At 42.9% G+C, this 26,200-nt stretch carries 24 protein-coding genes; 13 read left to right on the forward strand and 11 right to left on the reverse strand.

Going from position 1 to position 26,200, the window contains the following annotated elements:
* Positions 1 to 222: 222 nt before the first annotated feature.
* Positions 223 to 1,200 (reverse strand): malate dehydrogenase, encoded by a 978-nt coding sequence (locus tag H3U73_RS03095; protein ID WP_025330888.1) that lies wholly within the window; start codon positions 1,198 to 1,200, stop codon positions 223 to 225.
* A 220-nt stretch (positions 1,201 to 1,420) separates the two neighbouring features.
* Between H3U73_RS03095 and H3U73_RS03100 the strand changes: the two genes are divergently transcribed.
* From H3U73_RS03100 to H3U73_RS03150, 11 genes are all read left to right on the forward strand, one after another.
* Complete coding sequence (locus tag H3U73_RS03100; protein WP_172397395.1) at positions 1,421 to 2,185, forward strand: GntR family transcriptional regulator; 765 nt, start codon at positions 1,421 to 1,423, stop codon at positions 2,183 to 2,185.
* A gap of 141 nt (positions 2,186 to 2,326) precedes the next feature.
* Positions 2,327 to 2,707 (forward strand): succinate dehydrogenase, cytochrome b556 subunit, encoded by a 381-nt coding sequence (gene sdhC / locus H3U73_RS03105; RefSeq protein WP_025330886.1) that lies wholly within the window; start codon positions 2,327 to 2,329, stop codon positions 2,705 to 2,707.
* Positions 2,704 to 3,051, forward strand: coding sequence for a succinate dehydrogenase, hydrophobic membrane anchor protein (gene sdhD / locus H3U73_RS03110; protein ID WP_025330885.1), 348 nt, complete (start codon positions 2,704 to 2,706; stop codon positions 3,049 to 3,051). The genes sdhC and sdhD overlap by 4 nt, the downstream gene beginning before the upstream one ends.
* A gap of 2 nt (positions 3,052 to 3,053) precedes the next feature.
* Positions 3,054 to 4,823: a succinate dehydrogenase flavoprotein subunit gene (gene sdhA / locus H3U73_RS03115; protein WP_084551291.1), complete on the forward strand. Its 1,770-nt coding sequence runs from the start codon at positions 3,054 to 3,056 to the stop codon at positions 4,821 to 4,823.
* 12 nt (positions 4,824 to 4,835) lie between these two features.
* On the forward strand, positions 4,836 to 5,540 hold the full coding sequence (locus tag H3U73_RS03120) for a succinate dehydrogenase iron-sulfur subunit (protein ID WP_198190027.1): 705 nt from the start codon (positions 4,836 to 4,838) through the stop codon (positions 5,538 to 5,540).
* Complete coding sequence (locus H3U73_RS03125; RefSeq protein WP_084551270.1) at positions 5,540 to 5,791, forward strand: succinate dehydrogenase assembly factor 2; 252 nt, start codon at positions 5,540 to 5,542, stop codon at positions 5,789 to 5,791. The genes H3U73_RS03120 and H3U73_RS03125 overlap by 1 nt, the downstream gene beginning before the upstream one ends.
* A 78-nt stretch (positions 5,792 to 5,869) precedes the next feature.
* Entirely contained in the window at positions 5,870 to 7,153 is a 1,284-nt protein-coding gene (gltA, locus tag H3U73_RS03130; protein ID WP_037476469.1) for a citrate synthase, read from the forward strand.
* A 187-nt stretch (positions 7,154 to 7,340) separates the two neighbouring features.
* Entirely contained in the window at positions 7,341 to 10,163 is a 2,823-nt protein-coding gene (locus tag H3U73_RS03135) for a 2-oxoglutarate dehydrogenase E1 component (RefSeq protein WP_198190028.1), read from the forward strand.
* Between the two features lie 66 nt (positions 10,164 to 10,229).
* Positions 10,230 to 11,447: a 2-oxoglutarate dehydrogenase complex dihydrolipoyllysine-residue succinyltransferase gene (gene odhB / locus H3U73_RS03140; protein ID WP_084551266.1), complete on the forward strand. Its 1,218-nt coding sequence runs from the start codon at positions 10,230 to 10,232 to the stop codon at positions 11,445 to 11,447.
* A gap of 151 nt (positions 11,448 to 11,598) precedes the next feature.
* Positions 11,599 to 13,011, forward strand: a complete 1,413-nt coding sequence (gene lpdA / locus H3U73_RS03145) for a dihydrolipoyl dehydrogenase (RefSeq protein ID WP_084551264.1) — start codon at positions 11,599 to 11,601, stop codon at positions 13,009 to 13,011.
* Between the two features lie 199 nt (positions 13,012 to 13,210).
* A complete protein-coding gene (locus H3U73_RS03150) occupies positions 13,211 to 13,771 on the forward strand; it encodes a toll/interleukin-1 receptor domain-containing protein (protein ID WP_037395175.1) in 561 nt (186 codons plus the stop codon).
* Between the two features lie 77 nt (positions 13,772 to 13,848).
* Here the strand turns inward: H3U73_RS03150 and H3U73_RS03155 are convergent, their stop codons facing one another.
* The 6 genes from H3U73_RS03155 to H3U73_RS03180 form a co-directional block, all read right to left on the reverse strand.
* Complete coding sequence (locus H3U73_RS03155) at positions 13,849 to 14,259, reverse strand: RNA-binding S4 domain-containing protein (RefSeq protein WP_096765525.1); 411 nt, start codon at positions 14,257 to 14,259, stop codon at positions 13,849 to 13,851.
* Between the two features lie 108 nt (positions 14,260 to 14,367).
* Positions 14,368 to 15,606: a nicotinate phosphoribosyltransferase gene (gene pncB / locus H3U73_RS03160; RefSeq protein WP_025330876.1), complete on the reverse strand. Its 1,239-nt coding sequence runs from the start codon at positions 15,604 to 15,606 to the stop codon at positions 14,368 to 14,370.
* 385 nt (positions 15,607 to 15,991) lie between these two features.
* A complete protein-coding gene (locus H3U73_RS03165) occupies positions 15,992 to 16,429 on the reverse strand; it encodes a PaaI family thioesterase (RefSeq protein WP_084551261.1) in 438 nt (145 codons plus the stop codon).
* Positions 16,426 to 16,905, reverse strand: coding sequence for a PaaI family thioesterase (locus H3U73_RS03170; RefSeq protein WP_084551259.1), 480 nt, complete (start codon positions 16,903 to 16,905; stop codon positions 16,426 to 16,428). Before H3U73_RS03170 ends, H3U73_RS03165 begins: the two co-directional genes overlap by 4 nt.
* Before the next feature lie 58 nt (positions 16,906 to 16,963).
* Complete coding sequence (locus H3U73_RS03175) at positions 16,964 to 17,797, reverse strand: ScpA family protein (protein WP_198190332.1); 834 nt, start codon at positions 17,795 to 17,797, stop codon at positions 16,964 to 16,966.
* Between the two features lie 8 nt (positions 17,798 to 17,805).
* Positions 17,806 to 18,579 (reverse strand): ThiF family adenylyltransferase, encoded by a 774-nt coding sequence (locus H3U73_RS03180; RefSeq protein WP_144363196.1) that lies wholly within the window; start codon positions 18,577 to 18,579, stop codon positions 17,806 to 17,808.
* Between the two features lie 102 nt (positions 18,580 to 18,681).
* On the opposite strand from H3U73_RS03180, the gene H3U73_RS03185 reads away from it, so the two are divergent.
* A complete protein-coding gene (locus tag H3U73_RS03185) occupies positions 18,682 to 19,152 on the forward strand; it encodes a universal stress protein (protein ID WP_084551253.1) in 471 nt (156 codons plus the stop codon).
* Positions 19,153 to 19,288: 136 nt separating this feature from the next.
* On the opposite strand, the gene H3U73_RS03190 is transcribed toward H3U73_RS03185, so the two are convergent.
* The 4 genes from H3U73_RS03190 to trkA form a co-directional block, all read right to left on the reverse strand.
* Positions 19,289 to 19,831 carry an isochorismatase family protein gene (locus tag H3U73_RS03190; protein WP_198190029.1) on the reverse strand — a complete coding sequence of 181 codons (543 nt, stop codon included), beginning with the start codon at positions 19,829 to 19,831 and terminating at the stop codon, positions 19,289 to 19,291.
* Between the two features lie 107 nt (positions 19,832 to 19,938).
* Entirely contained in the window at positions 19,939 to 21,807 is a 1,869-nt protein-coding gene (locus tag H3U73_RS03195) for a lytic transglycosylase domain-containing protein (RefSeq protein WP_198190333.1), read from the reverse strand.
* 50 nt (positions 21,808 to 21,857) lie between these two features.
* The gene (locus tag H3U73_RS03200) at positions 21,858 to 23,363 is read right to left on the reverse strand and encodes a TrkH family potassium uptake protein (protein ID WP_198190030.1); all 1,506 of its coding nucleotides are present in this window, start codon (positions 23,361 to 23,363) and stop codon (positions 21,858 to 21,860) included.
* A gap of 12 nt (positions 23,364 to 23,375) precedes the next feature.
* Positions 23,376 to 24,773 (reverse strand): Trk system potassium transporter TrkA, encoded by a 1,398-nt coding sequence (gene trkA / locus H3U73_RS03205; RefSeq protein WP_078475773.1) that lies wholly within the window; start codon positions 24,771 to 24,773, stop codon positions 23,376 to 23,378.
* Positions 24,774 to 25,137: 364 nt separating this feature from the next.
* Here trkA and H3U73_RS03210 point away from each other — a divergent pair, with 364 nt between their 5' ends.
* Positions 25,138 to 26,037, forward strand: coding sequence for a M48 family metallopeptidase (locus H3U73_RS03210; protein ID WP_198190031.1), 900 nt, complete (start codon positions 25,138 to 25,140; stop codon positions 26,035 to 26,037).
* Positions 26,038 to 26,200: the final 163 nt, after the last annotated feature.

Below are 26,200 nucleotides of genomic sequence, written 5' to 3' on the forward strand. Positions count from 1 at the left end.
GTAATGTTATTGGGTGTTTTGCTTAAGTATTTACTCGGAAGGCAGCAAAAACAGACGCTCGGATACTGGGTAAACTGTCTGGCACTGGTGTTGATAGTAATTAGTTCGCTAATATTGCTGATATTTGTATTTAAATCTATCTTGTATTAATCAGCATTAATACAAACAGGTGATAAAAAAGCCGGTCTGATGTTTCAGGCCGGCCAGAGATATTTTCAGTATTTAAAGTAAGCTGCTCACTTCTGCTTTTTCTTCTTCAAGTTCAGCCAGTGTCTGATTAATACGCTGCTGACTGAATTCATCAATAGGTAAATCCTGGACAATAGTGTACTCGCCATTTTCACAAGTCATGGGAAAGCCGAATACTATTTCTTCCGGGATGCCATAAGAACCGTCTGAGGGTACGCCCATAGTAACCCATTCTCCATTACTGCCGATTACCCAGTCATGAATCTGATCGATAATTGCATTGGCGGCACTGGCAGCAGAAGACAGACCACGGGCTTCAATGATGGCTGATCCGCGTTTGCCTACTTTAGGCAAATACTCTTTTACATACCAGTCCTGATCATTAATCATTTCTGCTACGTTTTCATTATCTATCCGGGCAAAGCGGTAATCAGTGTACATGGTAGGACTGTGATTTCCCCATACACACAGCTGTTTTATTTTGCTTACTGGTTTATTAATTTTTTCTGCCAGCTGACTAAGTGCGCGGTTCTGATCCAGACGCATCAGTGCGGTAAAATTTTTTGCCGGTAAATCAGGGGCAGACTTCATGGCGATATAAGCATTGGTATTGGCAGGATTACCTACAACAAGGACTTTCACATCGCGGCTGGCCACTTTATTCAGTGCTGCACCCTGTGTTTTGAAGATTTCGGCATTGGCCTGTAATAAGTCGCTGCGTTCCATACCTTTACTGCGCGGACGTGCACCGACGAGGATAGCTATATCTGCATCTTTGAATGCCACTTCAGGATCATGAGTCGCAAACATATCGGTGAGCAGGGGAAATGCGCAATCCTGTAATTCCATCATTACCCCCTGGGCAGCAGTTTGCGACTGAGGCAAATCAAGCAATTGCAGGATAACCGGAGTATCAGCTCCCAGCATATCACCGCTGGCAATCCGGAACAGTAAAGCATAACCAATCTGACCGGTAGCACCCGTCACGGCAATGCGTACAGGTTTTTTCATAACATATCCTCTTAAAATAAAAACACGACTATAAATATTTTTTCTTGTCTTAAAGGTATTTAATATGTCTGTACTACAAGAATTTGGGCTGTATGATAGCAAAATTATTTTCAAAATTAAATTAATTGAAGTAATAGATTGATGCTTTTTTGAGAATATTAAGTGAGTTTTTCTGTGTTATCTTATGTCTTATATAAGACTTTATTTACATGAGTTTGAAATGTCGTACAATAGATTTAAAATCAGTTCGCTTAAAAGACACATTCCTTTATACCAGTCTGTAATGCAGCGGGTTTTTCATTTGCTTGCTGATGGTGATTTCAAGCCTGGTCAGCCTTTGCCTAGTGAATGGGATCTGGCCAGGCAGTGGAATGTAAGTCAGGGAACCGTGCGTAAAGGTCTGAGTGAACTGGCCGCGCGGGGTATTCTGCAGCGTTATCAGGGGGTAGGAACCTTTGTTACCCAGCAAAACTGGGACTGGGGATATTATCCTTTTACTGAAATTCCGGTATTGCAACAAGCTAAAACTGAGCAGGTTTGGCCGGTAGCTGAAGTTCTGAGTGTGACTGTTGCTGTTGCGGATGAAGAAACTGCTATGCAGTTAGGTATAAAAATCGCAGAACCGGTATGGAAAATTATGCTGCTATGGCGTACCGGTTATATTGAAGTGGCGGTGGATGAATTATTTTTACCTGTTGCGTTATTGCAGGATTTAAATGTACGTTTTATGCGCCGCCGCCGTAGTTTTTATGCTTTTTTGTTGCTTGAGTATGATGTTTTGATGGATACTTCGCGACAATGGCTTTGGCAGACAGTTCTGCGTCCTGAGATTGCCAGACTGTTGAAGGCAGATATGGCTTCGCATGCCCTTTGTATCGGGCGTTTGAGCCAAAGTGTCGACGGTGTTCCTTATGAATGGCGCCGGCGTTATTTACAACTTGGAAATCAGTCTTTGCAATTAAGTGGCAGCTCTGCTGAGTACTGATACCGGTATTGTAAATAATTGGTGTGTAGTAATGTTGCCTGTTTGTTAAAAACTGGGTCAATTGCAGTAAATTTCGGTTGGGTGCGGCTTTGTCCGCTGGTTTTGAGTTTATATCTTCTAATAATACAAGAGGAGTCACCGATGCAAAAAGAAAGGCCAGTGTATCTGGATATACAAAAGATACGATTACCCATTCCGGGTCTTGTGTCTATTTTTCATCGTTTTAGTGGTATCGCGCTATTTATCTGTATTCCGCTGTTTTTATGGCTGTTTTCAGGTACGCTTTCCCATGAATCTGCGTTCAATACTTATCAGGAGCTTGTGCATCATCCTTTGGTGAAGTGCATTCTTTTTGTTCTTTTGCTGGCATATGTTTACCACAGTCTGGCCGGTGTACGTTTTTTGTTTATGGATATTCATAAAGGTACAGAACTAAAAACGGCACGCGCTTCGGCTAAAGCGGTGGTTATTTGTGCAATTGTATTGTCCGTTATTATTTATGGAGCGTGCTTGTTATCATGATTGATCGTAAATTAGCCGGCGCGCACTATGGTCTGCGCGATTGGATTATGCAGCGTATCACGGCAGTAATCATGCTGGTGTACTCAGTCTTGTTTTTAATTATGATTATCTGTCTACCGCATAGTTATCAGGAATGGCAGTGTTTCTTTGCTCAGACGTGGGTTCGTCTGATAACACAGATTTTTGTGCTGGCACTGGTATTGCATGCATGGGTTGGTATACGTGATTTGTGGATGGACTATATCAAACCAGCAGGTTTGCGCCTGTTTTTGCATGTTGCCACTATCCTGTGGCTGGTTGGCTGTCTGATTTATTCTGTTAAAGTGATTTGGGGGGTAGCATGAATATGCCCAAGAGTTTGCCGGTACGTCGTTTTGATGCCGTAATCGTAGGCGGCGGTGGTGCAGGGCTTCGTGCCGCTCTGCAATTATCTAAAGCAGGTTTAAATACAGTAGTGCTGTCTAAGGTTTTTCCAACCCGTTCTCATACGGTAGCTGCCCAGGGCGGGATTTCTGCTTCGCTGGGTAATGTACAGGAAGACCATTGGAACTGGCATATGTACGATACCGTTAAAGGTTCCGACTGGCTGGGTGATCAGGATGCAATCGAATTCATGACACGCCGCGCTCCTGATGCTGTAGTTGAACTTGAACATATGGGTATGCCGTTTGACCGGGTTGAATCCGGCAAAATTTATCAGCGCCCGTTTGGCGGACATACTGCTGAGTTTGGTAAACGTGCTGTAGAACGTGCCTGTGCAGTGGCAGACCGTACCGGTCATGCAATGCTGCATACCTTATATCAGCAAAATGTGCTTGCAGAAACTCAGTTTTTTGTGGAATGGGCTGCTTTGGATCTGATTCGGGATTCAGAAGGTGTGGTAATTGGGGTTATTGCAATGGAAATGGAAACGGGTGAAGTTTTCATTTTGCATGCAAAGGCTGTACTTTTTGCTACTGGCGGTGCCGGACGTATCTATGCTTCTTCTACCAATGCCTATATGAATACTGGTGATGGTCTGGGTATGGCTGCCCGTGCAGGCATTCCTCTGGAAGACATGGAGTTCTGGCAATTCCATCCTACTGGTGTGGCGGGTGCCGGGGTGCTGATTACTGAAGGTGTGCGTGGTGAAGGCGGTATTCTGCTCAACAGTGAAGGCGAGCGTTTTATGGAACGTTATGCGCCAACTGTAAAAGATCTGGCCTGTCGTGATGTGGTGTCCCGTGCAATGGCTATTGAAATTCATGAAGGCCGTGGTGTAGGTAAAAATAAAGACCATGTACTGCTGAAAGTGGACCATCTTGGCGCAGAAAAAATTATGGAAAAACTGCCAGGTATCCGCGAGATTTCCATTCAATTTGCCGGTGTGGATCCAATTAAAGATCCGATTCCGGTGGTTCCGACCTGCCACTATATGATGGGCGGTATTCCTACTAATTATCATGGTCAGGTGGTAATGGCCAAAGGTGATGATCTGGAAGCTCCGGTTCCCGGTTTCTATGCAGCAGGTGAATGTGCATGTGCTTCAGTGCATGGTGCAAACCGTCTGGGTACCAATTCTTTACTTGACCTTGTGGTGTTCGGGAAAGCAGCCGGCGATCATATGATTGACTACATCAAAAAGCAGGTAGCACATCGTGAGTTGCCGGCAGATGTTGGTGAAAAAACACTTGCACGTCTGAGCCGTCTGGAAAATCAGACTAATGGTGAAGAGGTATCTGAAGTACGTAATGATTTGCAGCGGTGTGTACAGTCACATGCCGGGGTATTCCGTACAGATGCTCTGCTGAAAGAAGGAATTGAAAAAATCAATGAAATTGCCGAACGTGTAGCCAAAACCCAGATTCACGATAAGAGTAAGGTTTGGAATACTGCACGGCTGGAAGCGCTGGAGCTGGATAATCTGATTGAAGTGGCTCAGGCGACCCTGGTTTCTGCTGAGGCACGTAAAGAATCACGCGGAGCACATGCTTCCGATGATCATCCGAACCGTGATGATGAAAACTGGATGAAACACACATTGTACTACGCTGAAGATCAGCATCTGGAATATAAACCAGTACACACTAAACCTCTGAGTGTGGAATACATAAAACCAGCTGAACGCGTTTACTAAGGAACTATCAAGATGGAAAAAATCCGCTTCCAGGTGTACCGCTATAATCCCGATGTGGATGATAAGCCGTACATGAAAGATTATGAAATCGAAATTGAACCGACTGATGTAAAGCTGTTGGATGCGCTGATTAAACTTAAAGCGCAGGATGACAGTTTGTCATTCCGCCGTTCCTGCCGCGAAGGTATTTGCGGTTCTGATGGTATGAATATTAATGGTAAAAATGGTCTGGCATGTCTGACTGATATTCGCAGTCTGAAACAGCCGATAGTGTTAAAACCGTTACCTGCTTTGCCGGTTATCCGTGATCTGATTGTTGATTTTACTCAGTTCTTCAATCAATACCATTCAATTAAACCCTATGTGATCAATGATACAGCTGCTCCGACACGTGAACGTCTGCAGTCACAGGCTGAGCGTAAAGAGCTGGATGGTTTATATGAATGTATTCTGTGCGCCTGCTGTTCTACTTCATGTCCTTCTTTCTGGTGGAATCCTGACAAATTTGTTGGTCCTTCAGGTTTGCTGAATGCTTACCGCTTTATTGCTGATACTCGTGATACGCGCACCAATGAACGTCTGGACAATCTGAATGATCCTTACCGTCTGTTCCGTTGTCATACGATCATGAACTGTGTGGATGTTTGCCCTAAACATCTGAATCCGACTCGTGCTATCGGTAAGATTAAAGATTTAATGTTGAGAAGAGCTATCTGATGCAGGATTTTGATGATAATGCCAAACGCCGCATACGCTGGCTAACCCGACGCGGTTTACTCGAGCTGGATATTATTCTGGGCCGGTTTATGATTCATGCTTTTGATCAGTTATCTAACAAAGAGTTAGCTGTGTTTGTGGCATTAATGGATTTGCCTGATCCGGAAATTCTGGCGTTAATCAATCAGTCTGAGGGTTGCACTGACTCTGAATTTGAGTCTGTTCTGGCTAAAATCAGGCAGGCTCAGTAGCTGTAAATACATTGCTTTTGTTAATGTATTTAAGTTTAGTTTATTTAAATAGAAAAATTGAAAATTAAGGAGTTATGGATGACTAAGAAAGCTATACTGAGCATTGAGGGGCAAGAGCCTTTTGAGATGCCGGTTTTGTCTGGCAGTTTGGGTCCGGATGTAGTGGACATTCGTAAACTGTATGGTGAAACCGGGACATTTATGTTTGATCCCGGGTTTACTTCAACCGCATCCTGCGAATCCAAAATCACTTTCATTGATGGTGAAAAGGGGCAGTTATATTATCGGGGATATCCTATTGAGCAGCTGGCTGAACACAGTGATTATCTGGAAACATGCTATCTGCTGGTATATGGTGAATTACCTGATGCAGTCGAAAAGCAGAAATTTGAACTGGGTGTTTTGCGCCATAATATGGTGCATGAACAATTAACCTGGTTTTTCAGGGGTTTTCGTCGTGATGCTCATCCGATGTCAATGATGGTCGGGGTAGTAGGTGCACTGGCTGCATTCTATCAGGACAGTCTGGATATCAATAATCCTGAACACCGCCGAATTGCGGAATACCGCATGATTGCCAAGATTCCGACTCTCGCAGCTATGTGTTACCGCTACTCAAAAGGATTGCCATTTAATTATCCGCGGAACAATCTGACTTATACCGGTAATTTCCTGCATATGATGTTTGCTAAACCAACTGAGGATTATGTTGTTAATCCTGTGCTGGAACGTGCTTTAGACCGGATTTTCATTTTGCATGCGGATCATGAGCAGAATGCATCTACTTCTACAGTACGCATTGCCGGCTCTTCCGGGGCCAATCCGTTTGCATGTATTGCTGCCGGGATTGCCTGCCTGTGGGGACCTGCTCATGGTGGTGCCAATGAAGCTGTATTGAAAATGCTGGATGAAATTGGTGATGTGTCCCGCGTTGAAGAATTTATGCAGGGAGTTAAAGAAAAGCGTTATCGTCTGATGGGTTTTGGACATCGCGTGTACAAAAATATGGATCCGCGTGCCAAAATCATGAAGCAGACATGTGATGAAGTGTTAAAAGAACTGGGATTGCATGATAGCCCTAAATTCAAGCTGGCAATGGCTCTGGAAAAAATTGCGCTTGAAGATCCTTATTTTGTTGAACGCAAGCTTTATCCGAACGTGGATTTTTACTCCGGTATTGTGCTGAGTGCTTTAGGTATTCCGGTAACTATGTTTACCGTGCTGTTTGCACTGGCACGTACAGTAGGCTGGGTATCACACTGGCACGAAATGATAGCTGATCCGAATCAGAAAATCGGTCGCCCGCGTCAGCTGTATACAGGCTCCGGTCGGCGCGATTATCTCCCGGTGGATAAACGCTAGTTATTTATGTATTCAGGCAGCTTTATTGCTGCCTGAAGCATACTGATGCTTCATCACCATGCTTATGCGTGGTGATCTGGAATCGGTATGTTGATATGCGGTAATCTGGAATCGGCAATCGATTCTTTATTGGTAGGGGATAGTGATATTCCTGTTTTATTAGTTTGAGGTAAAAAGGATTTTTACCATGATGGAAGAACAAACCAATCTTTCTTATTTATATGGTGCCAATGCTCCTTACATTGAGGAGCTTTACGAGAGCTACCTAAAGGATCGTGATTCAGTTGACGAATACTGGAAAGATTATTTTGACAAAGTAGCTGCATTACCGGGCTATGTTGCCAAGGATATACCGCAATTACCGATTCAGGAATCTTTTGTTAATCTGTCCAGACAGCATGCTGCTACTCAGGGTAGTGTTGATTTAAATGTATTGCAAAAGCAGGTATCAGTATTAAATCTGATGAATGCTTATCGTATTCTCGGTGCGCGTAATGCAAACCTGGATCCGTTAAAACGCCGTCCTAAAGAATATCTGGCTGAACTTGATCCGGCGCAATACGGGCTGACTGCAGCAGATATGTCTACTAAATTTTATATCGGCAGCGATTTTGGAAGCAGTCCTAAACTGCCTTTATCTGAAATTATTAACCGCCTGGATCAGACTTATTGTGGCACCGTGGGTGTGGAGTATATGCACATTACCCGGCCGGATGAACGTAACTGGGTGCAGGAGCGGGTGGAAAAAGATTTATCAGTTTCCAGTTATACGCCTGAACACAAACGTCGCATTCTGAAACAGCTGACTGCGGCTGAAACGCTTGAACGCTATTTGCACACCCGTTATGTCGGTCAGAAACGCTTTTCGCTTGAAGGTGGTGAAAGTACAATTGTCGCCCTTGATTATCTGATTCAGCACTGTGGTAGTCAGGGTGTTGAAGAGGTTATGATTGGCATGGCACATCGCGGCCGCCTGAATGTGCTGGTAAATATTCTGGGTAAAGAACCCCGTGATTTATTCAGCGAATTTGAAGGTAAATATACAACTACTCTGCCAAGTGGTGATGTGAAATACCATATGGGTTTCACTTCTGATCTGGCTACAGGTAACGGGCCTTTACACGTTTCACTGGCTTTCAATCCTTCTCATCTGGAAATTGTTAACCCAGTTGTCGAAGGGGCAGTACGTGCGCGGCAGAAACGCCGCGGTGAATCCGGTCGTAATGCGGTATTGCCGGTATTGATTCATGGTGATTCTGCATTTATTGGTCTGGGTGTCAATCAGGCTAATTTCAATCTGTCACAAACCCGCGGCTATACTACCGGCGGTACTATCCATATTGTTATCAATAATCAGATTGGTTTTACGACTTCTGATTTACGTGACACTCGTTCTACAGTTTACTGCACAGATCTGGCTAAAATGGTTGATGCGCCGATTTTCCATGTGAACGGTGATGATCCTGAAGCTGTTAGCTATGTAATGGGTCTGGCAATGGATTACCGTAAGTCTTTCGGTAAAGACGTGATGGTGGATATTGTCTGCTTCCGTAAACTGGGTCACAACGAGGGTGATGATCCGATGCTGACTCAGCCAATGATGTATAACAAAATTCATCAGCATCCGGGCACTCGTTCTCTGTATTCTGATCGTCTGGTAAGTGAAAATGTCATTACCAAAGAACAGGCTGAGGGACTGATTCAGGCTTACCGTGATGCACTGGATAAAGGTGAGCATGTTGAGCAGACTACTCTGACTGATTATAACCATAAGTATGCAGTAGACTGGACACCTTATATGGGTACCCACTGGAATCATCCGGTTGAAACCGGTATTCCTGCTGCTGATATTAAACGTCTTGCTGAAAAATTTACTGCATTGCCGGAAGGGTTTACTCCGCATAATACGGTGAAAAAAATGCTGGCCGGTCGTATGGCGATGGCAGAAGGTACGCAGCCGGTAGACTGGGGTATGGCAGAAACTCTGGCTTATGCCAGTCTGGTAACTAATGGTAATGGTGTACGCATTTCCGGCGAGGACTCCGGTCGTGGTACTTTCTCACACCGTCATGCAGTACTGCACGATCAGAAACGTGAAAAAAGTGATGCCGGGGCTTATGTACCATTGCGTAATCTGAGCGAAAATCAGGCTTCTTTCTTAGTAATTGATTCTATTCTGAATGAAGAAGCTGTATTGGCTTATGAATACGGATTTGCCTGCAGTGCGCCTGACCAGCTGGTTATCTGGGAAGGGCAGTTTGGCGACTTTGCCAATGGTGCTCAGGTTGCCATTGACCAGTTTGTCACTTCCGGTGAAACCAAATGGGGGCGTTTATGCGGTCTGACGGTTATTCTGCCGCATGGTTATGATGGTCAGGGTCCGGAACACTCTTCTGGTCGTCTGGAACGCTGGCTGCAATTATGTTCTGAAGAGAATATTCAGATTGTCATGCCGTCTGAGGCTTCTCAGATGTTCCACCTGCTGCGCCGTCAGGTATTACGTCCATACCGTAAACCACTGGTTATTTTCATGTCTAAACGTCTGCTGCGCTTTAATGAATCCATGAGCCAGCTCAGTGACTTTACTGAAGGCCACACTTTCCGCCCGGTTATCGGCGATCAGGTTGAAGGTAATGAAAATAGTGTTAAGCGTGTGATTTTGTGTGCCGGACAGGTTTACTACGATATCAATAAAGCACGTCTTGAACGTGATCTGGGTAAAGACATTGCGATTATCCGCGTAGAACAGTTATATCCGTTCCCGTACGAACAGCTGGCTGCTGAACTGAGCCGTTATCCTAATGCAACTGAAATTCTTTGGGCTCAGGAAGAACCGAGAAATCAGGGTGCCTGGTTCCAGATTCGCCATCGCATTGAAAAGATTGCTGGTAGCAAGCAAAAGGTTATTTTTGCAGGCCGTCCGGCTAGTGCCTCACCAGCAGTGGGTTACATGAGTAAACACGTTGCCCAGCTTAAACAGCTGGTTGATGATGCGTTGGACTTGAAGTAATCCGAATCTGTTATGAATAACTGGCCACTGTAGTGGTGGCCGATACCCTTTTTTTAGGAGTAATCCATGATTATTGATGTAACCGTTCCTATGCTTCCGGAAAGTGTGACCGAAGCTACCCTGATGACCTGGAATAAAAAAGTGGGTGATTTCGTACAGCGTGACGAAAACCTGATTGATCTGGAAACAGATAAAGTTGTACTGGAATTACCGGCTCAGCAGGCAGGTAAACTGGTTGAAATCATTGAAGCAGATGGTGCTACCGTAACTGCCGGTCAGTTACTGGCAAAAATCGATACTTCAGCTACTGCTGAAGCCGCTGCTCCAGAAGCAGCCGCTGCTGAAACTGCTCCGGCAGCTGCTGCAACTCAGACTGCCGCTCCGGCTAATCAGTCTCAGGCTGGTGTTGCAATGCCTGCTGCTGCCAAACTGGCTGCAGAAAAAGGTGTGAATACTGCTAATATTCAGGGTTCAGGCCGTGACGGACGTGTACTTAAAGAGGATGTTGCCGCTGCTGCTTCAGCTCTGGCTACTGCTCCGGTTATGGCAACCGGTAAAGCCTCTGCACCTTCTACAGCCGGTGAACGGGTGGAACAGCGTGTACCTATGTCACGTCTGCGTTCTCGTGTTGCTGAGCGTTTATTACAGTCACAGCACGAAAATGCTATTCTGACAACATTTAATGAAGTGAACATGAAGCCGGTTATGGATTTACGTAACCGTTATAAAGAACAGTTCCAGAAAGAGTATGGTGTTAAACTGGGCTTTATGTCTTTCTTTGTTAAAGCTGCTGTTGCCGCATTGAAAAAATATCCGGTTGTTAATGCTTCTATTGATGGTACTGATGTTGTATATCATGGTTATTTTGATATTGGTATCGCGATTGGCAGCCCGCGCGGTCTGGTAGTACCGATTCTGCGTGATGCAGATCAGATGAGCATTGCCGATATCGAACAGGCTATTCATGATTATGCAGTTAAAGCGAAAGACGGTAAGCTGGCTCTGGAAGATCTGACTGGTGGTACCTTCAGTATTACCAATGGCGGGACTTTCGGCTCTATGATGTCTACACCGATTATTAATCCTCCTCAGTCTGCTATTTTAGGCATGCATGCGACTAAGGAACGTGCTGTAGTAGAAAATGGTCAGGTTGTTGTACGTCCGATGATGTATCTGGCTCTTTCTTACGACCACCGTTTGATAGATGGACGTGAAGCCGTACTGACTCTGGTAGCTATTAAGGATGCTCTGGAAGATCCTGCCCGTCTGTTGCTTGAACTGTAAGCAAATAAACTGGCTGCTATAGTTAGTATTTTTATCTGGCAGGCAATAATAACAACCGTAATGATGGCCGCCACACATTATCAAATGGCGTTTGTGCCGCATTACGGTTTATTTTATCAGTCAGAAATATTCATGATTGAAAGGAATTTTAATGTCTCAATTTGACGTTGTGGTAATTGGTGCAGGTCCTGGTGGTTATGTCGCTGCTATTCGTGCAGCTGAACTGGGTTTTAAAACTGCTTGTATTGATGCCGGCTTGAATAAACAGGGTGATGCACCGGCATTGGGCGGTACCTGTCTGAATGTTGGCTGTATTCCTTCTAAAGCTTTATTACAGACCAGTGAAAATTACCATGCAGCGCAAACTGAATTTGCCGAACATGGTATTGATGTTCAGGTTAAAGGCTTTGATGCCAGAAAAATGATTGAACGTAAAGATGCCATTGTAAGTAAACTGACTAATGGTATCGGTTTTCTGTTTAAAAAAGATAAAGTAGAAAGTATTTTTGGCCGGGGTTCTCTGCAAGGGCAGGCTGATGGTTTATGGCAGATTGAAGTTGATACTAATGGTAACAAGCAACAGATAACTGCCAAACATGTAATTGTGGCGACAGGATCTTTACCTCGCCCGCTGCCTTTAACTGAAATCGACAATGTTAATGTACTGGATAATGAAGGTGCGCTGAATCTGGAAGCGGTACCGGCTAAACTGGGCATGATTGGTTCCGGTGTCATCGGGCTTGAAATGGGTTCTGTTTGGAATCGTCTCGGTTCAGAGGTGACTATTCTGGAAGCAATGCCGACATTCCTTGCTGCAGCAGATCAGCAGGTAGCGAAGGAAGCCTTCAAAATCTTCACTAAAGAACAAGGTCTTAATATTCACCTTGGTGTAACAGTTAATGAAATTGTTAAAGGTGAAAACAATGTCACTGTTAAATATACAATTGCTGGCGAAGAAAAAACTGAAACTTTTGATAAACTGGTTATTGCTATCGGACGTGTTCCCAATACTAACGGTCTGAATGCTGAAGCTGTTGGTCTGCAGAAAGATGAACGTGGCTTTATTATCGTTGATGATGAATGCCGCACCAGTTTGCCAAATATCTGGGCAATTGGTGACGTGGTTCGTGGTCCGATGCTGGCGCATAAAGCTTCCGCTGAAGGCGTTGCTGTGGCTGAACGAATTGCCGGTCAGAAACCTTTTGTAGATATGAACACTATTCCTGCAGCCATGTATACTCATCCGGAAATTGCATGGGTTGGTCAGACCGAAGAACAGCTAAAAGCTGCCGGTGTAAAATACAAAAAGGGTCAGTCCAGCTTTGCTGCCAACGGCCGCGCCCTGGGTATGGGTCAGGCTAAGGGATTTGTGAAAATTCTGGCTGATGCAGATACTGATCGTGTACTGGGTGTGCATATTATTGGACCTGTTGCATCAGAACTGATTGCCGAAGCCGTTATGGCAATGGATTTCAAAGCTTCCAGCGAAGATATTACCCGAATTGTTCACGCTCATCCTACTTTATCTGAAGTGACCCATGAAGCAGCATCTTCAGTTAAATAAGTTTTAAATAATGTCCAAAACAGCCCGTATCCATGAGGATACGGGTTTTTTAGTGGATTATTTTGCATTGCTTGATTTATCTATTTGTACTATCTATTTGTATTATATAATTATTTTTGTGGGTTTTTGTTTTGTTTTATTGTAATATCTGTAATATTGCTATTTTATTCATTAGAAAAAACTAAATCAGGGAAGAAATATGGCGCATAATTACAGTATTTTTCATGTTGAAGAACCGTTCAATGAGCTATCTGCGGGTGCTTTAGCTCAGAAGGACTATTATTATTATAATCAGTTAAGAACATGGAAATTTAAGGATGAACTTTTTCCTTTTAATGATATTCATCATAAAAAATATGATGTCCGTGACGGTAGCGACTGGGACAGTGTGTTAAAACCACGTATTAAAGAGCGTCTGGACAAAGCTGATAATATAATTTTGTTTTTGAGTGAAAATACTTTTCAGTCCAGAGGGGTAAAAGAAGAATTGGAGTATGGTATAGGATATCTGAAATTACCGGTTATTGTGCTGTATGCAGACATACAGGATAAAAAACTTATGATGGTAGAGGGGAAAAAAGACATGAGTTTTAAGGTACATTATTTTATAAATAAATTACCCTTATTCAAACAATTGAAATCGCAAGTTCCTGTGTTGCATGTACCGCTAAATAAAGAAATGGTATCTAAAGCCTTAAAGAAAAATAATTTTGTTAAAAATAGTCATCTCAGTCCGAATAATTATATGCTAAATGATTAAAATATAATTATATTTAATCGTTATAAATTTTAATGTATTTTAGAATCTGAATATTATTACCTATTAAGGTTAAGGATTTATTCCTGCCAGTGTTTTTTTATTTTATCAAGTGCTCTGCGATCACGTTTGGTGGGTCTGCCGTCCGGATATGCAGCAGTTATCTGACTTGCCTGATTTAAAGCCTTAATCTCTTCACGCTTAGCGATGCTGTTGTTGTCTTCGCTATAAAGTAAACGGGCTTCAGGAGCAGGGCGGCGCATATGATTTAATCGTTTTACCTGAATTTTGTAAGGAAGAGAATTTAGAGTTAAATCAATGGTATCACCAATCTGAATATTCTTACTGTTTTTGACTTTGGCGCCGTTGACCTGTACCCGTCCCAGTTCAATGTGTTTTTGTGCCAGTGCGCGGGTTTTAAAGAATCTTGCAGCCCAAAGCCATTTATCCAGACGCATTGCTACTGTGCTGATATTGTTGCTGTTATTCATATAATTTATATATTCCTGCTTGTAATCTTTATTTATTTTAGTTGCTGATAATTGTTGGATTAAATAATTTAGCTTATTTAAAGCAGATTTTGCGCGAAATGTATAAGTTTAATCCGGTTTAACAGAAATTTTGTCGGTTATATTGAAAACCTGACGTAAATAAGCCAGAAAAGTGCTGTTGTCTGTCATGGTTTTACCTGGCGAATCCGATATTTTGGCCACAGACTGGCCATTACATTCAACAAGTTTTAATACGATATTCAACGGGGTTAAGCCCATATCATTGGTAAAATTAGTGCCGATACCAAAGCTGGTTTTGAAACGGCTGTTAAAATGAATATATAAATCCCACGCGCGTTGTAAATCCAGACTGTCGCTGAAAGTCAGCATTTTGGTACGGGTATCTATTTTGAGTTTCTGATAATGGGCATAGGCTTTTTCACCCCAGATATACGGATCACCGCTATCGTGGCGCAGTCCATCAAATAATTTGGCAAAATACAGATCGAAATCACACAAAAATGCATCCATACCGACTACATCTGTTAAGGCAATACCCAAATCACCACGATACTCATGTACCCAAGCTTCCAGTGCCGCTTTTTGAAAATCACGTAATCGGACATCTAAAGCCTGAAAAGCCTGCAAAAATTCATGAGCCATAGTGCCAATCGGTATCAGATTAAGTTCTTTGGCGATATGTACATTGCTGGTTCCTCTGAAAACGCCGGGAGCCGCCTCATGAAGGGTTTTAATCACATGCTTTTGCCATGAATAACGATAACGTCTCCGGGTACCAAAATCGGAAACAACAAAAGGAGAGTTGTAATGGTGCTGTTCATTAGCATAGTGATGAATCAGTTCGGCCTTTGCTTGCAGACGACGCTCTCCCTCTGCCAGTATTTCCGGAGATTCTAGCCGATGAAAGTACAATTCGTTAACAATAGACAGCACAAATATTTCGAAAAACATTGCCTGAATAATCGGTCCTTCAATGCGGATATTCAGGTATTGATTATCATCCACAGATGTTTTGATAAAACGTCGTTTTAGCTGAAACAGCTCCATATAGTCGACGAAATCACTTTTAATAAAGCGCAGGCTGCGCAAATATTGCAATTCATCTTCAGTGAATTTCATCTGGCATAGTCGGTCAAGCTCCCAGTCAAGTTCTTCTAAAATTTCACCAAGCGGGTAGGCTGTTTCATGATTGTTACGGCAACGAAACTCATAGACACCGGTTGCCTGAGGGAATTGATGCAATACTACCTGAAGCATGGTGAATTTATATAAATCTGTATCCAGTAAAGACTGGATAATGGGCGGACGGTTGGTATCTATGGTCATATTGCTGGAGCAATTCATAAAAGTAATTAATATGTACTATGCGGAAATATATGTACTGAATTCTGTTTCAGAATTGTTACAGAGTTTTTATCCGCATTTCAAAATTTGAGCTCATTCATTTAACAATCCTCATTTATTCGGGGCTAAACTTTCCGCTCCTGTTTCATTTGAGAAATGGGTTTTATCAGCATAGTTGTAATCTTTACCCGGCTGCTGTGCAGTTCGTTTGAATAACTGTAACATGATTTATTATTACAGTTGCGTTGCTTGAATATAATTTACTATCAGTATTGTTTCTGATCTGCTTTGGATTTGCTTAATGGGATTGAACTTAATTTCATGTTCAGCCGAGATTTAATACTGTTTACTTTTGAAAAGCTTTTTATCAGTTAGCCACTGCCGGCATTTGCAGATGTGCCCGTGCAAAAGCAATGGGTTTATCTGACTGATCCTGCCACATAGTTGCAGTAACATGTGAAATGCGCTTTCCGGCATGCATAATTTCACATTGTGCATAACTGTCTACAGGTTTACCGCTTAATAAATAATCCGTTGAGTAGTCAATAATCCGGGCAGATTCTTGCAGGTTTTGCTGCTCCATCAGATATAAGCCGATACAACTCTGTAAAAAGCCGCCAATCAGCCCTCCATGCAGTGCAGGCAGGAAAATGTTACCAATATTTTGTCTGGCAAAAGGCAAGCTGTACAGACGTTTATTAAGACTATCCGTACCAATTTGCAGATTAATTGCTGCACAGTACGGTATGCGCTGATGAGCTTGAATAGTCAGCTGTTCATCCGGTTGAAAAATTGTTGAGTTCATTTTGCCTGCTCCTGTTGCAGATACGCCTGTAATGCTTGCTGTTCTGCTTGGGTTAACGGGTTATGAATAAAAGTAGACATTCCCAGTGCAAATGGCCGGGTTTCATCATTTTGAAAGCAGTGGCTGCGGATAAAGGCAATTGAACCTTCCTGCCGGTAACAGTGTGCACGTACATGTATAGGCTGATCAGGCACTGGCTGCATCAGATAATCTATGCGCATATCCAGTGTAGCAGTCGTTTCAAACTGTTGAAACAATGCTGCTAATGTACAGGCGGAAGCCATATCTACCAGAGTAGTAATAATGCCGCCATGAATATTGCCGGTTTTCGGACTTTCCAGCAATTCGTCGCGCCAGTCTACCGAAATAACAGGTTCATCAGAACTACTGTCACCGTAGATTTTTAACCAGCGGCAATGCGGAATATTTAAGTAATGATTAAACAGAGTTTGAAATAATACAGGGTTAGCAGGCATAAGATTATCCTGATTGGAATATTAACTGTTATATTAGGGTTTTTTACAGTTATTGTCACTAGAATGCTGGTTTTTTAATCAATTCTTGATTGTTGCCGGATTCGATACCGGCAGTCTGGATAGAGATCGGATCTCCGGTACTATGCTGGGTAATAAATACAAGCCCTTCTTTGGCCAGTTCCAGTAATGCTATGAAGGTGGTGACAACCAATGCCATACTGTCGTTATGCTTAAAGAGTTCTGTGAAATAACAGTGCTGCCGAGTTTGCAGGAAGCGCAGGACAACGGTCATCTGGGCGCGTACTGATAATGTTTCTTTGACCACATTATGGCTACGATTGTGCTGAGAGCGGGCAAGAATCGCCAGCCATGCCCGGGATAAATCAGCTACTTGTACATGCGGTGGTTGCGTTACGGCTACCAGTTCAACTGGTAACCATGCCCAGCCGAAATCACGTCCGGCACGCGGTAAAGCATCCAGTCCGGCTGCAGCCAGCTTCATTTGCTCATAGGCAAGCAGACGGCGTACCAATTCAGCACGCGGATCGGCTACTTCTTCTTCGCTGGCGGGCGGAGCAGGGAGAAGTAAACGGGTTTTAATTTCAATCAGCACCGCAGCCATTAGCAAATATTCAGCGGTTAAATCCAGCTCATGCTGTTGCATCTGATGAATATAGGATAGATACTGCTCAGTAACAGTAAGCATAGGAATATCCAGTACATCAATATTTTGCTTACGAATCAGATACAGTAATAAATCCAGCGGACCTTCAAAGCTTTGTAATACCACTTGAAGTGCATCCGGGGGAATAAACAGATCCTGTGGAATTTCGGTAACAGGCTGCCCGAAAAGCATAGCAACGGTTTTATCCGCTATACTTTCTTTACTCATGTTATGGTTCAGTGTTTGCACAGATATTCCAGACAAGCCTGAGCACAGCGCAAACCGAAGCTGGCTGTTACTACCATAGAGGCACCATAACCGGCGCAGGAAAGACCTTGCGGAGCAGTTTGTTCTGTTAGGCAGATACCGGACTGAGGCAGAGTTATAGTCTCGCTGGAATAAATACAGGGGATGTGCATTTTATCTGCCGGCTGACGGCTAAAACCATAGTGTTTACGTAATGTATAACGCATATTTGCCAGCATGCGGTCATGGGTTACTCTGCTTAAATCAGCGCATTGAATCAAACCGGCATTTTTTTGTCCGCCTGCTCCACCGGAAACAATAAAAGGCTGGTTTCGGGAGGTAAAAAATGCAGCCATGGCCGCTTTTACGCGTACCTGATCAATAGCATCTATTACGAAATCAAACGGCCGGCTGAATATATGTTCGATATTATCTGCTTCCACAAAATCTTCAATGCAGTTAACCTGACAATCTGGATTAATATCAGCAATACGTTCGGCCAGAGCTTCGACTTTGGGCTTGCCAATCAGGCTGATTAAGGCCGGAAGCTGGCGATTGATATTTGATTCGGCTACATTATCCAGATCAATCAGGGTTAGATAACCAATACCACTTCGTGCCAGAGCTTCTACTGCCCATGAGCCGACGCCGCCCACTCCGACTATACAAACATGAGCCGAGGCAAAACGCTGAAGACAATCTTCACCGTACAATCTGGCAATGCCGCCGAAGCGACGTTGATAATTTGCAGAAAAAGTGAGTATTTGCGACACGTGAATTAAATCCGTAAAGCTGTTTTAGGCAGGTAGTGGTATTATACTGTATCTGCCAAGTGATTCGAATTGCTAAAAAGATAGGAGGGTTTCATGTATAGACATTTACTGGTAGCGGTAGATGGCAGCCATACTTCAGAAAATGCTTTAGATCATGCTATTGGTCTGGCTAAGGGGGAGGATGCAGAATTAACTGTCGTGAATGTTGCCAATCCGACTGAATATATGGCTTTGGCTCCTGAATTTCTGCAACATGAAAGTTATGAAGCTGCTGCGTTGTCAGAAGGCAATACTGTACTGGATGCAGCAATCGAAAAAGCAAAAGCAGCTTTACCGGAAAATAAAGTTCACCGGCATTTGCTGATTGCCAATAAAGGGGCAAGAGAAATGGCTCAGATGCTGGTTGATTACGCTGACGGACATGGCAGTGATCTGATTATTCTCGGTACTCACGGACGCAGTGGCCTGATGCATTTATTAATGGGTAGTTTTGCCGAAACTGTCATGCGTGAAACTAATCTGCCGTTACTGATTATTCGCAGTGAATCCAAAAGTGAAAGTTAAATAGTTTGATTTTATGAATTAAGTATAAAGTCACAGATGAAAAATAAAGCTGAATCCGTATCAAATCGGGTTCAGCTTTTTAGCTATTTATCTGAATTGCATTAACCGCACAATAACTTAAAAGTATTCTGGCAATTTAGCGAATATATTTTTTATGAATGTCTCTGAATAGCGGGTTGTTGGCACTACACAGCCATTCAAATGCAATCATCTCACGGCTGACAATTTCACAACCAGCCGCCTGCATTCGTGCCAGACCTAATTTAACGTCTTCCGGTTTGCGAGAGCTGACAGTATCAGCAACCACAAAAACCTCATAGCCATGTGCGCGCAGATCCAGGGCTGTCTGCAGCACACAGATATGAGCTTCAATGCCGGATATGATGATTTGGTTAGCCTGTTGCAGGCTGTCTTCATTCAGCACACCGGCAGCATATACAGAAAAACTTTGTTTCTGAACGATTCTTGCTTGTGGTGCAGCAGTGATGATTTCTTCACGAGTTGCACCGATTTTATCAACACAATGCTCACTGATTAGGGTAGGAATCGCCATATCATGCGCCAGACCGGCCAGCCAGATATTATTGGCCAGCAATTCTTCAGTGTTGTTTAAAGCAGGCAACAGGCGTGTTTGTAAATCAATCATTAATACTGCGGAACGTTTACTGTCTAACAACATAATGTGCTTTCAGAAAGGTTAAATAATCTGCATGTAAATTATGCAGTATTTATATGTAGCTTAAGGTAAACACAGGTTAATCAGAGCAATGATGCTCACTGGCTGTACTAGCGGGCGGGGACGGTACCCATGCGTTCTGTAAGGGTGGTTCTGGGTTCACCAAACAGATTGGCGTAATAAGTGGTATTGGCCATTACATTTTTAACATAGGTTCGCGTTTCATCAAAAGGTATCGTTTCCGCATAAATTGCTCCTTCAAGAGGCGTATTAGCCTGCCAGCGACGAGCACGTCCGGGGCCGGCATTGTAGCCGGCTGTGGCCAATACTTCATCGGCAAATTGTTTACGTACGCTACTCATATACCATGTACCCATACGAATATTTCCGCTCATGGTATACAGCTCGCTACTGTCCATGCCCAGACGTTTGGCTATATCGCGAGCTGTAGCCGGCATGACCTGCATCAGTCCGGTCGCGCCAACACTGGATCGTGCACCAATCATGAAACGGCTTTCCTGCCGGATTAAGCCATACACCCAGGCAGGATCGATGCCGACTTGCTGAGCAAACGGAACAGTCAGTTCTTTAAATGGTGCCGGATAGCGCAATTCATAATTAAGCTGGTTATCAGCCCGGTCTGCACTATAGATACTCATTTCATAAAAACCATTGTTTTCGGCTAATGTTGCAGCAGCAATTAAGGTGTCATCATTGAAATTACGTGTCGCATAGCGCCATTCCTGCTGAGCCTGACGCCGCATTGTCCAGTTGTTTTCAGCCTGTGCAGTTTTAAATAAAGTCAGAGAGCGGTCAATATTGCCATCAGTTGCTATTTTGCTTTGAATTTGCTGGCTGCTTTTAGCAACAGTGTTTTGAACACTTGCTTTGCTCCCGAGTGCTTCTTTTGCAAGCAGAGAATAAAAGTTGTGTCCGCGTTTGGCAGTTTGTTCGAATATTTCCCGTGCCTGATTATTTTGCCCTAAAGCACGGTAGCTGCGTGCCAGCCAGTACTGCCATGTAACCTGTTGCTGCAAAGCTTCCGGCATGCTACGAATAATATTATTCAGTTTCTGCCAGCGTTGTAACCGCAGCGCAGAACGGGCATACCATTCCCACATTTCATTATTCATCTGTGCCGGATCGGCACGGTCGAAATATGTCAGTGCATTTACTGAATTCAAACTATAAGCCTGAGCTAATCCCAATTGCCCCCAGCCAAAACCGATTTGTTCTTTAGTCAGATTGGCTGATATTTGCATTAATGTGTTTGCAGCACTGTCTTTACTGCGGTTTTCTTTACTGGTTACCTGATATAACAAAGCTTCCTGAGCGCCCTGGCTGTTTCCTGCGCTAGCATTCAATGGATCTGGTAAAGGACTGCCCAAAGCCTGAGCCAGATTACGTGCATTTGTAATTTGATTCAGTGCAAGTAGATAGCGTACACGCCGCCAGCCATTTTGTGCATTAATTTGCTGGCTGGCAGCAGCTTGTACAAGCAGGCGATTGCATCCTGTCGGCAGATTACCCGTTTCCTGGCTCAGACTAGCGATCAGGCTGGAATCACTTTCTATACCACCTTGTACCGCATAGCAGCGGGTTTCCATATCACGGGCATTTTTATCCAGTAAAGCATATTGCTGACGAAAAACAGCCCAGTTTCCCCGTTTCCCCAATTGCTGTAACCAGTTATTACGAATACTGTTACTCATTGCACTATCCGGCTGACGGGCCAGAAATTGTGCAGGTAATATATCATCTCCGTCTTTAACTGCCTTAAGGGCATTCTGATATTGCTGGTAGCTGCTAATAATTTTATCCGGTGTTTCGCTAGCCTGATTTCCGGGCAGAACCGCATTACCTGTATTAGTATTGATTGGCTGGACAGCTACTTCATGCTGATTGCTGCATGCTGTTATTAAAAGCACAGTACCAGAAATCAGACGATGCCGTTGAACTAATAATTTTGATTTCAGCATCATTAAATGTTTTATCAATTTTTTTCCTTCACTTTTTCTCATAATATAATTTATTTTTTCCAGTAAGCTGGCGTAAAGAGTATAAAAATAGTAAAAATTTCCAGACGGCCAAGTAGCATAATCATAATACATAACCACTTTTGAATGTCTGAAAGAAACGCAAAATTATTGGCCGGTCCTACAGCACCCAGTCCGGGGCCGGCATTAGTAATACAGCTTACGGAAGCGGTAAATGCAGACAGAAAATCCAGTCCGCTGATCATCAGTGCAAAGCTGAATAAAATAATAGTCAGCACATATACAAATACAAAGGCCATTACTGTCAGTGCACGCCGGTCAGGAATATTGCTGCCGTTTATTTTAACCATACTGACAGCATTAGGATGCAGCATCAGCAGCATTTCTCTCAGACTGAATTTAAATAATACAATAGCTCGTACAGTTTTGATACCGCCACCGGCTGAACCGCCGTTAGACAATATATTGGACAGAAAAAACATCCATAATGAAGCAATTAAAGGCCATTTAGCAAAATCTGTATTTGAGTAACCATTTGCCAGCCCGATTGAAATCAGATTAAAACTGGTGTAGCGAAATGCTTCTGAAAAAGAATAAAAGCTATGCCACCACAGATACAGGCTGATACTGACAATGCTGAATAAGAGAACACATAATAAAACTCTTACCTCTTCATCACGCCAGTAATAACGTAATGAGCCTTTCTGTAATGCATTAAAATGATTACTGAAATTGATTGCGCCTAATAAAGTGGCAATACTAAGAATAATTTCAATCGGAACGGAATGAAAATAGGAAATACTGTTATCGTGGGTAGAAAATCCGCCCAGTGAAAAAGCAGACATGGCATGACAGACCGCATCGAACCAGCTCATTCCGGCCATACGCAGTGCCAGTAAAGTGACTATAGTAAATAAAACATAGACACCCCATAAGCGCTTAGCCGTTTCAGAAATGCGTGGCGCCATCTTACTGTCTTTATTTACACCGGGTATTTCTGCTTTGAATAGCTGTGTTCCTCCTACGCCGAGCATTGGCATCACCGCAACAGCCAGTACAATAATACCCATGCCTCCCAGCCAGTTAAGCATGTGTCGCCAGAAATTTAATGATGGCGCAAGTGAATCCAGACTGGTAATAATAGTAGCACCGGTAGTAGTCAGCCCTGAAATAGCTTCAAAATAGGCGTTAGTAAAGCCTAGTCCGGGTAAATAAATATAAAAGGGCAGACAGGCAATCAGCGCAAAGCCAATCCACAGCATAAATACCAGTGTATAACCATCACGCGGTCGCAATTCACGGTTATAGCGCATGGTTAATAACCATGCCACTACACATACACTCATGCAAATACCAGCAGTGAAAGCAAATGCCGGAAATACATGATCCATATAGATTAAAGAAACAATCGCCGGAGCAAGCAGTAACAAGGAAAACAGAAAACCGGTTTTAGCCACAATATGAGCCGTAGGCGCAATTTTATTTAGAAAACCTGATTCCTTGTGATGCAAAACAAAGCGATTGGTAAAATGGCTCATAGTCTGGCAGCCTTAAGCAAAAAAGCCCAGTTTGACCTGAATCATTTTTTCCAGATCCTGAACAGCCTTACGCCGAGCGATAAAAAATATAACATGGTCTCCATCTGCAAGAACTGTATCCTGATGATACATAATTATTTTTTCATTGCGAATGACTGCGCCAAAATAACAGCCGGCTGGCAGGCGCAGTTGAGTCATGGTACGACCGATTAACTTAGATGTATGGCGATCACCGTGCAGCACTACTTCAATCGCTTCTGCAGAACCACGGCGTAGCGGATAAACTGCCATAATATCGCCCAGATGTACATGAGTCAGGATAGAACCAATCGTAATTAAATGCGGAGATATCACAATATCAATGGCACTTCCCTGCAATAAATCAACGTAGCTGGAGCGATTAATAATCGCCATTACTCTTTTTGCACCGAGATTTTTAGCCAGCATTGCCGACATGATATTATTTTCATCATCATTAGTAAGCGCACAGAACACATCTATTTCATCGATATATTCGTTTTCCAGCAGACTTTCATCAGATGCATTACCTACCAGCACAAGAGTATTGTTCAGATTTTCAGCCAGCCATTCAGCACGATTTTGTTTCCGTTCAATAATCTTGATATCCAGCTGAGTTTCCAGTTGTTTGGCAACGCGATAGCCAATATTTCCGCCACCGGCAATCATTATCCTGCGTGTGCGTTTGTTAATCGGGCGCAGCTCACGCATAATATTTTCTAGATAGGCTGTGGGAGTAAGAACAAAAACCTCATCATCTTCCTGTATGACTGTACTTCCGGTGGGAACGAGCAGATGATTATTGCGGTAGATAGCACAAATCTGACAATCTACACCTTCTTCCAGATGCTGTTTCAGGTTACTGATGGGCTGATTGACCAGCATACCGCCATTCTGAGCACGAATTACCAGTAAACGAATTTTATCGTGAGCAAATCGTAGAATTTGCAGTGCACTGGAATGTAGTAATAAATTGACGATTTGCTCTGTTACCAGTTGCTCAGGACTAATGGCTTCAGTGATATTGAATAGATCCAGACTGGTTTTATAATTATTATTACCGGTTTCGAATTCAACAAAATCGCTGTAGCGAACCCGGGCTATACGGTTAGGTGTATTGAATAGAGCATAGGCAATCCGGCAGGCTGCCATATTGGTTTCATCATTCTGAGTTAATGCTAATATCATGTCTGCATCTTGTGCACCGGCTGCGGACAATACAGAAGGCCAGGCACCATTGCCTACAATAGTTTGTACGTCAAGGCGTTGGTTAATTTGCTGCAAGGCACTCTCATTGATATCAATAATAGTGACATCATTATTGGTCATTCTGGCCAGATTACTGGCAATAGTTGAACCAACCTGCCCGCAACCGAGTATCAGGATTTTCACGTTATTTACATCACCTCAGTGGTACCTTCATTATTGTAGCCGTTGTGCTGAATGGTGAAAATATTGGTGTAAAACTACGACACTTATGATAATTGAATATTAAAGATAGCAGAAAATCCAAATAGATTTAAAACTAATAAGAAAAATATTTAAATAATTGAATCTATGTATTAATAATAATTTAGACGAACACGGATGGCGGTTGAAAATTGCAGTATGGAATTCTTAAATGTATTATTAAGTTAAATTAATCATATGTAAATTAATGTAATACAATACAATAAAACCCATTATTACATTTTTAGCTAAATGTAAGACATTTAAAAGTGTTAATTTTCAATTTACTTTTATACTTGGATAAATTATGAATTTAATCAGGCTTAAACCGAAATTAATTACTCTGGCATCTGTTTTAATGGCTTTGAGTGGTTGCGCTCAGGTTGCAGAAGTAATGGGTTATGATACTCAGACATTAAATGCCGCTGCTGCCAAAAGTTATACTCAGATGATAGGGGAGGCTAAAGCCAACGGTGAAGTTGAAACCAATACTCCTGTTGCGAAGCGTGTAAATACAATATTTCAGCGATTAGTACCTTATGCTAATGAAGCTAATCAGACAGGAGTTCCATTTGACTGGCAGCTTAATGTAATTAATAGTGAAATACCAAATGCCTTTGCAATGCCGGGTGGAAAAATGGTGGTTTATACCGGTATTGTTAATCGTCTGAATCTGAGTGATGATGAAATTGCGGCAATTATTGGTCACGAAATGACACATGCTCTTCAGGAGCATAGTAAAAAAGCTGCCGGTCAGCAAATTTTGACTAGTGTTGCTCTTGAAATAGGTAGTTCTGCCTTACAGTCAAAAACAGGTGCCAGTGCCAACAATGTAGGCATTTATAAAGATGTTTTAAATCAGTTTGGGCTGACTCTGCCTTTCTCACGTCATCAGGAAAGTCTGGCAGATGCCGGCGGGCTGAAACTTATGGCACAGGCCGGATATGATCCGCATGCAGCCATTACGGTATGGGAAAAAATGAATAAAGTTATGGGTAACAACCGTGGCACAAGCTTACTCTCTACTCATCCGAGCAATGATGCCCGTATTAATGCACTGAAGAAAATGCTGCCAGAGGTATTACCTGTTTATGAGCAGGCCAGACAAAATAATTTAGCAATAAAGACACAGTCTGTTACTGCACAGAATATTCAGGGAGCCAATAATTTCCGCAAAGGAACAGTTAAAAAGAAAAAGCGTTCCTGAAACTAACTGATCAGGATGTAATTTTTTATCCTAATTCTTGTTTTTGTTTTTAGCGCAGCCTATCTAAGGCTGCTTTTATTTTAATCTTTACATTTTCTTATCTTGACTACATTCGACTACAAATTGTTTCAATCGTCCCTGTTTTCGGTTATCATTCAGGTTA

This window comes from Snodgrassella sp. W8124, assembly GCF_016100875.1.
GTDB lineage: Bacteria > Pseudomonadota > Gammaproteobacteria > Burkholderiales > Neisseriaceae > Snodgrassella > Snodgrassella alvi.

What these genes read in the sequence shown, in the direction of transcription:
- H3U73_RS03165 (WP_084551261.1), bottom strand. Translation starts at nt 16,429, where the DNA reads ATGAACTCAACAATTTTTCAACCGGATGAACAGCTGACTATTCAAGCT.
- H3U73_RS03190 (WP_198190029.1), bottom strand. Translation starts at nt 19,831, where the DNA reads ATGTTGTTAGACAGTAAACGTTCCGCAGTATTAATGATTGATTTACAA.
- lpdA (WP_084551264.1), top strand. Translation starts at nt 11,599, where the DNA reads ATGTCTCAATTTGACGTTGTGGTAATTGGTGCAGGTCCTGGTGGTTAT.
- H3U73_RS03170 (WP_084551259.1), bottom strand. Translation starts at nt 16,905, where the DNA reads ATGCCTGCTAACCCTGTATTATTTCAAACTCTGTTTAATCATTACTTA.
- pncB (WP_025330876.1), bottom strand. Translation starts at nt 15,606, where the DNA reads ATGACCATAGATACCAACCGTCCGCCCATTATCCAGTCTTTACTGGAT.
- H3U73_RS03125 (WP_084551270.1), top strand. Translation starts at nt 5,540, where the DNA reads ATGCAGGATTTTGATGATAATGCCAAACGCCGCATACGCTGGCTAACC.
- H3U73_RS03195 (WP_198190333.1), bottom strand. Translation starts at nt 21,807, where the DNA reads ATGCTGAAATCAAAATTATTAGTTCAACGGCATCGTCTGATTTCTGGT.
- H3U73_RS03095 (WP_025330888.1), bottom strand. Translation starts at nt 1,200, where the DNA reads ATGAAAAAACCTGTACGCATTGCCGTGACGGGTGCTACCGGTCAGATT.
- H3U73_RS03135 (WP_198190028.1), top strand. Translation starts at nt 7,341, where the DNA reads ATGATGGAAGAACAAACCAATCTTTCTTATTTATATGGTGCCAATGCT.
- H3U73_RS03200 (WP_198190030.1), bottom strand. Translation starts at nt 23,363, where the DNA reads ATGAGCCATTTTACCAATCGCTTTGTTTTGCATCACAAGGAATCAGGT.
- sdhD (WP_025330885.1), top strand. Translation starts at nt 2,704, where the DNA reads ATGATTGATCGTAAATTAGCCGGCGCGCACTATGGTCTGCGCGATTGG.
- sdhC (WP_025330886.1), top strand. Translation starts at nt 2,327, where the DNA reads ATGCAAAAAGAAAGGCCAGTGTATCTGGATATACAAAAGATACGATTA.
- H3U73_RS03120 (WP_198190027.1), top strand. Translation starts at nt 4,836, where the DNA reads ATGGAAAAAATCCGCTTCCAGGTGTACCGCTATAATCCCGATGTGGAT.
- odhB (WP_084551266.1), top strand. Translation starts at nt 10,230, where the DNA reads ATGATTATTGATGTAACCGTTCCTATGCTTCCGGAAAGTGTGACCGAA.
- H3U73_RS03155 (WP_096765525.1), bottom strand. Translation starts at nt 14,259, where the DNA reads ATGAATAACAGCAACAATATCAGCACAGTAGCAATGCGTCTGGATAAA.
- H3U73_RS03100 (WP_172397395.1), top strand. Translation starts at nt 1,421, where the DNA reads ATGTCGTACAATAGATTTAAAATCAGTTCGCTTAAAAGACACATTCCT.
- H3U73_RS03185 (WP_084551253.1), top strand. Translation starts at nt 18,682, where the DNA reads ATGTATAGACATTTACTGGTAGCGGTAGATGGCAGCCATACTTCAGAA.
- gltA (WP_037476469.1), top strand. Translation starts at nt 5,870, where the DNA reads ATGACTAAGAAAGCTATACTGAGCATTGAGGGGCAAGAGCCTTTTGAG.
- H3U73_RS03150 (WP_037395175.1), top strand. Translation starts at nt 13,211, where the DNA reads ATGGCGCATAATTACAGTATTTTTCATGTTGAAGAACCGTTCAATGAG.
- sdhA (WP_084551291.1), top strand. Translation starts at nt 3,054, where the DNA reads ATGCCCAAGAGTTTGCCGGTACGTCGTTTTGATGCCGTAATCGTAGGC.
- H3U73_RS03175 (WP_198190332.1), bottom strand. Translation starts at nt 17,797, where the DNA reads ATGAGTAAAGAAAGTATAGCGGATAAAACCGTTGCTATGCTTTTCGGG.
- H3U73_RS03210 (WP_198190031.1), top strand. Translation starts at nt 25,138, where the DNA reads ATGAATTTAATCAGGCTTAAACCGAAATTAATTACTCTGGCATCTGTT.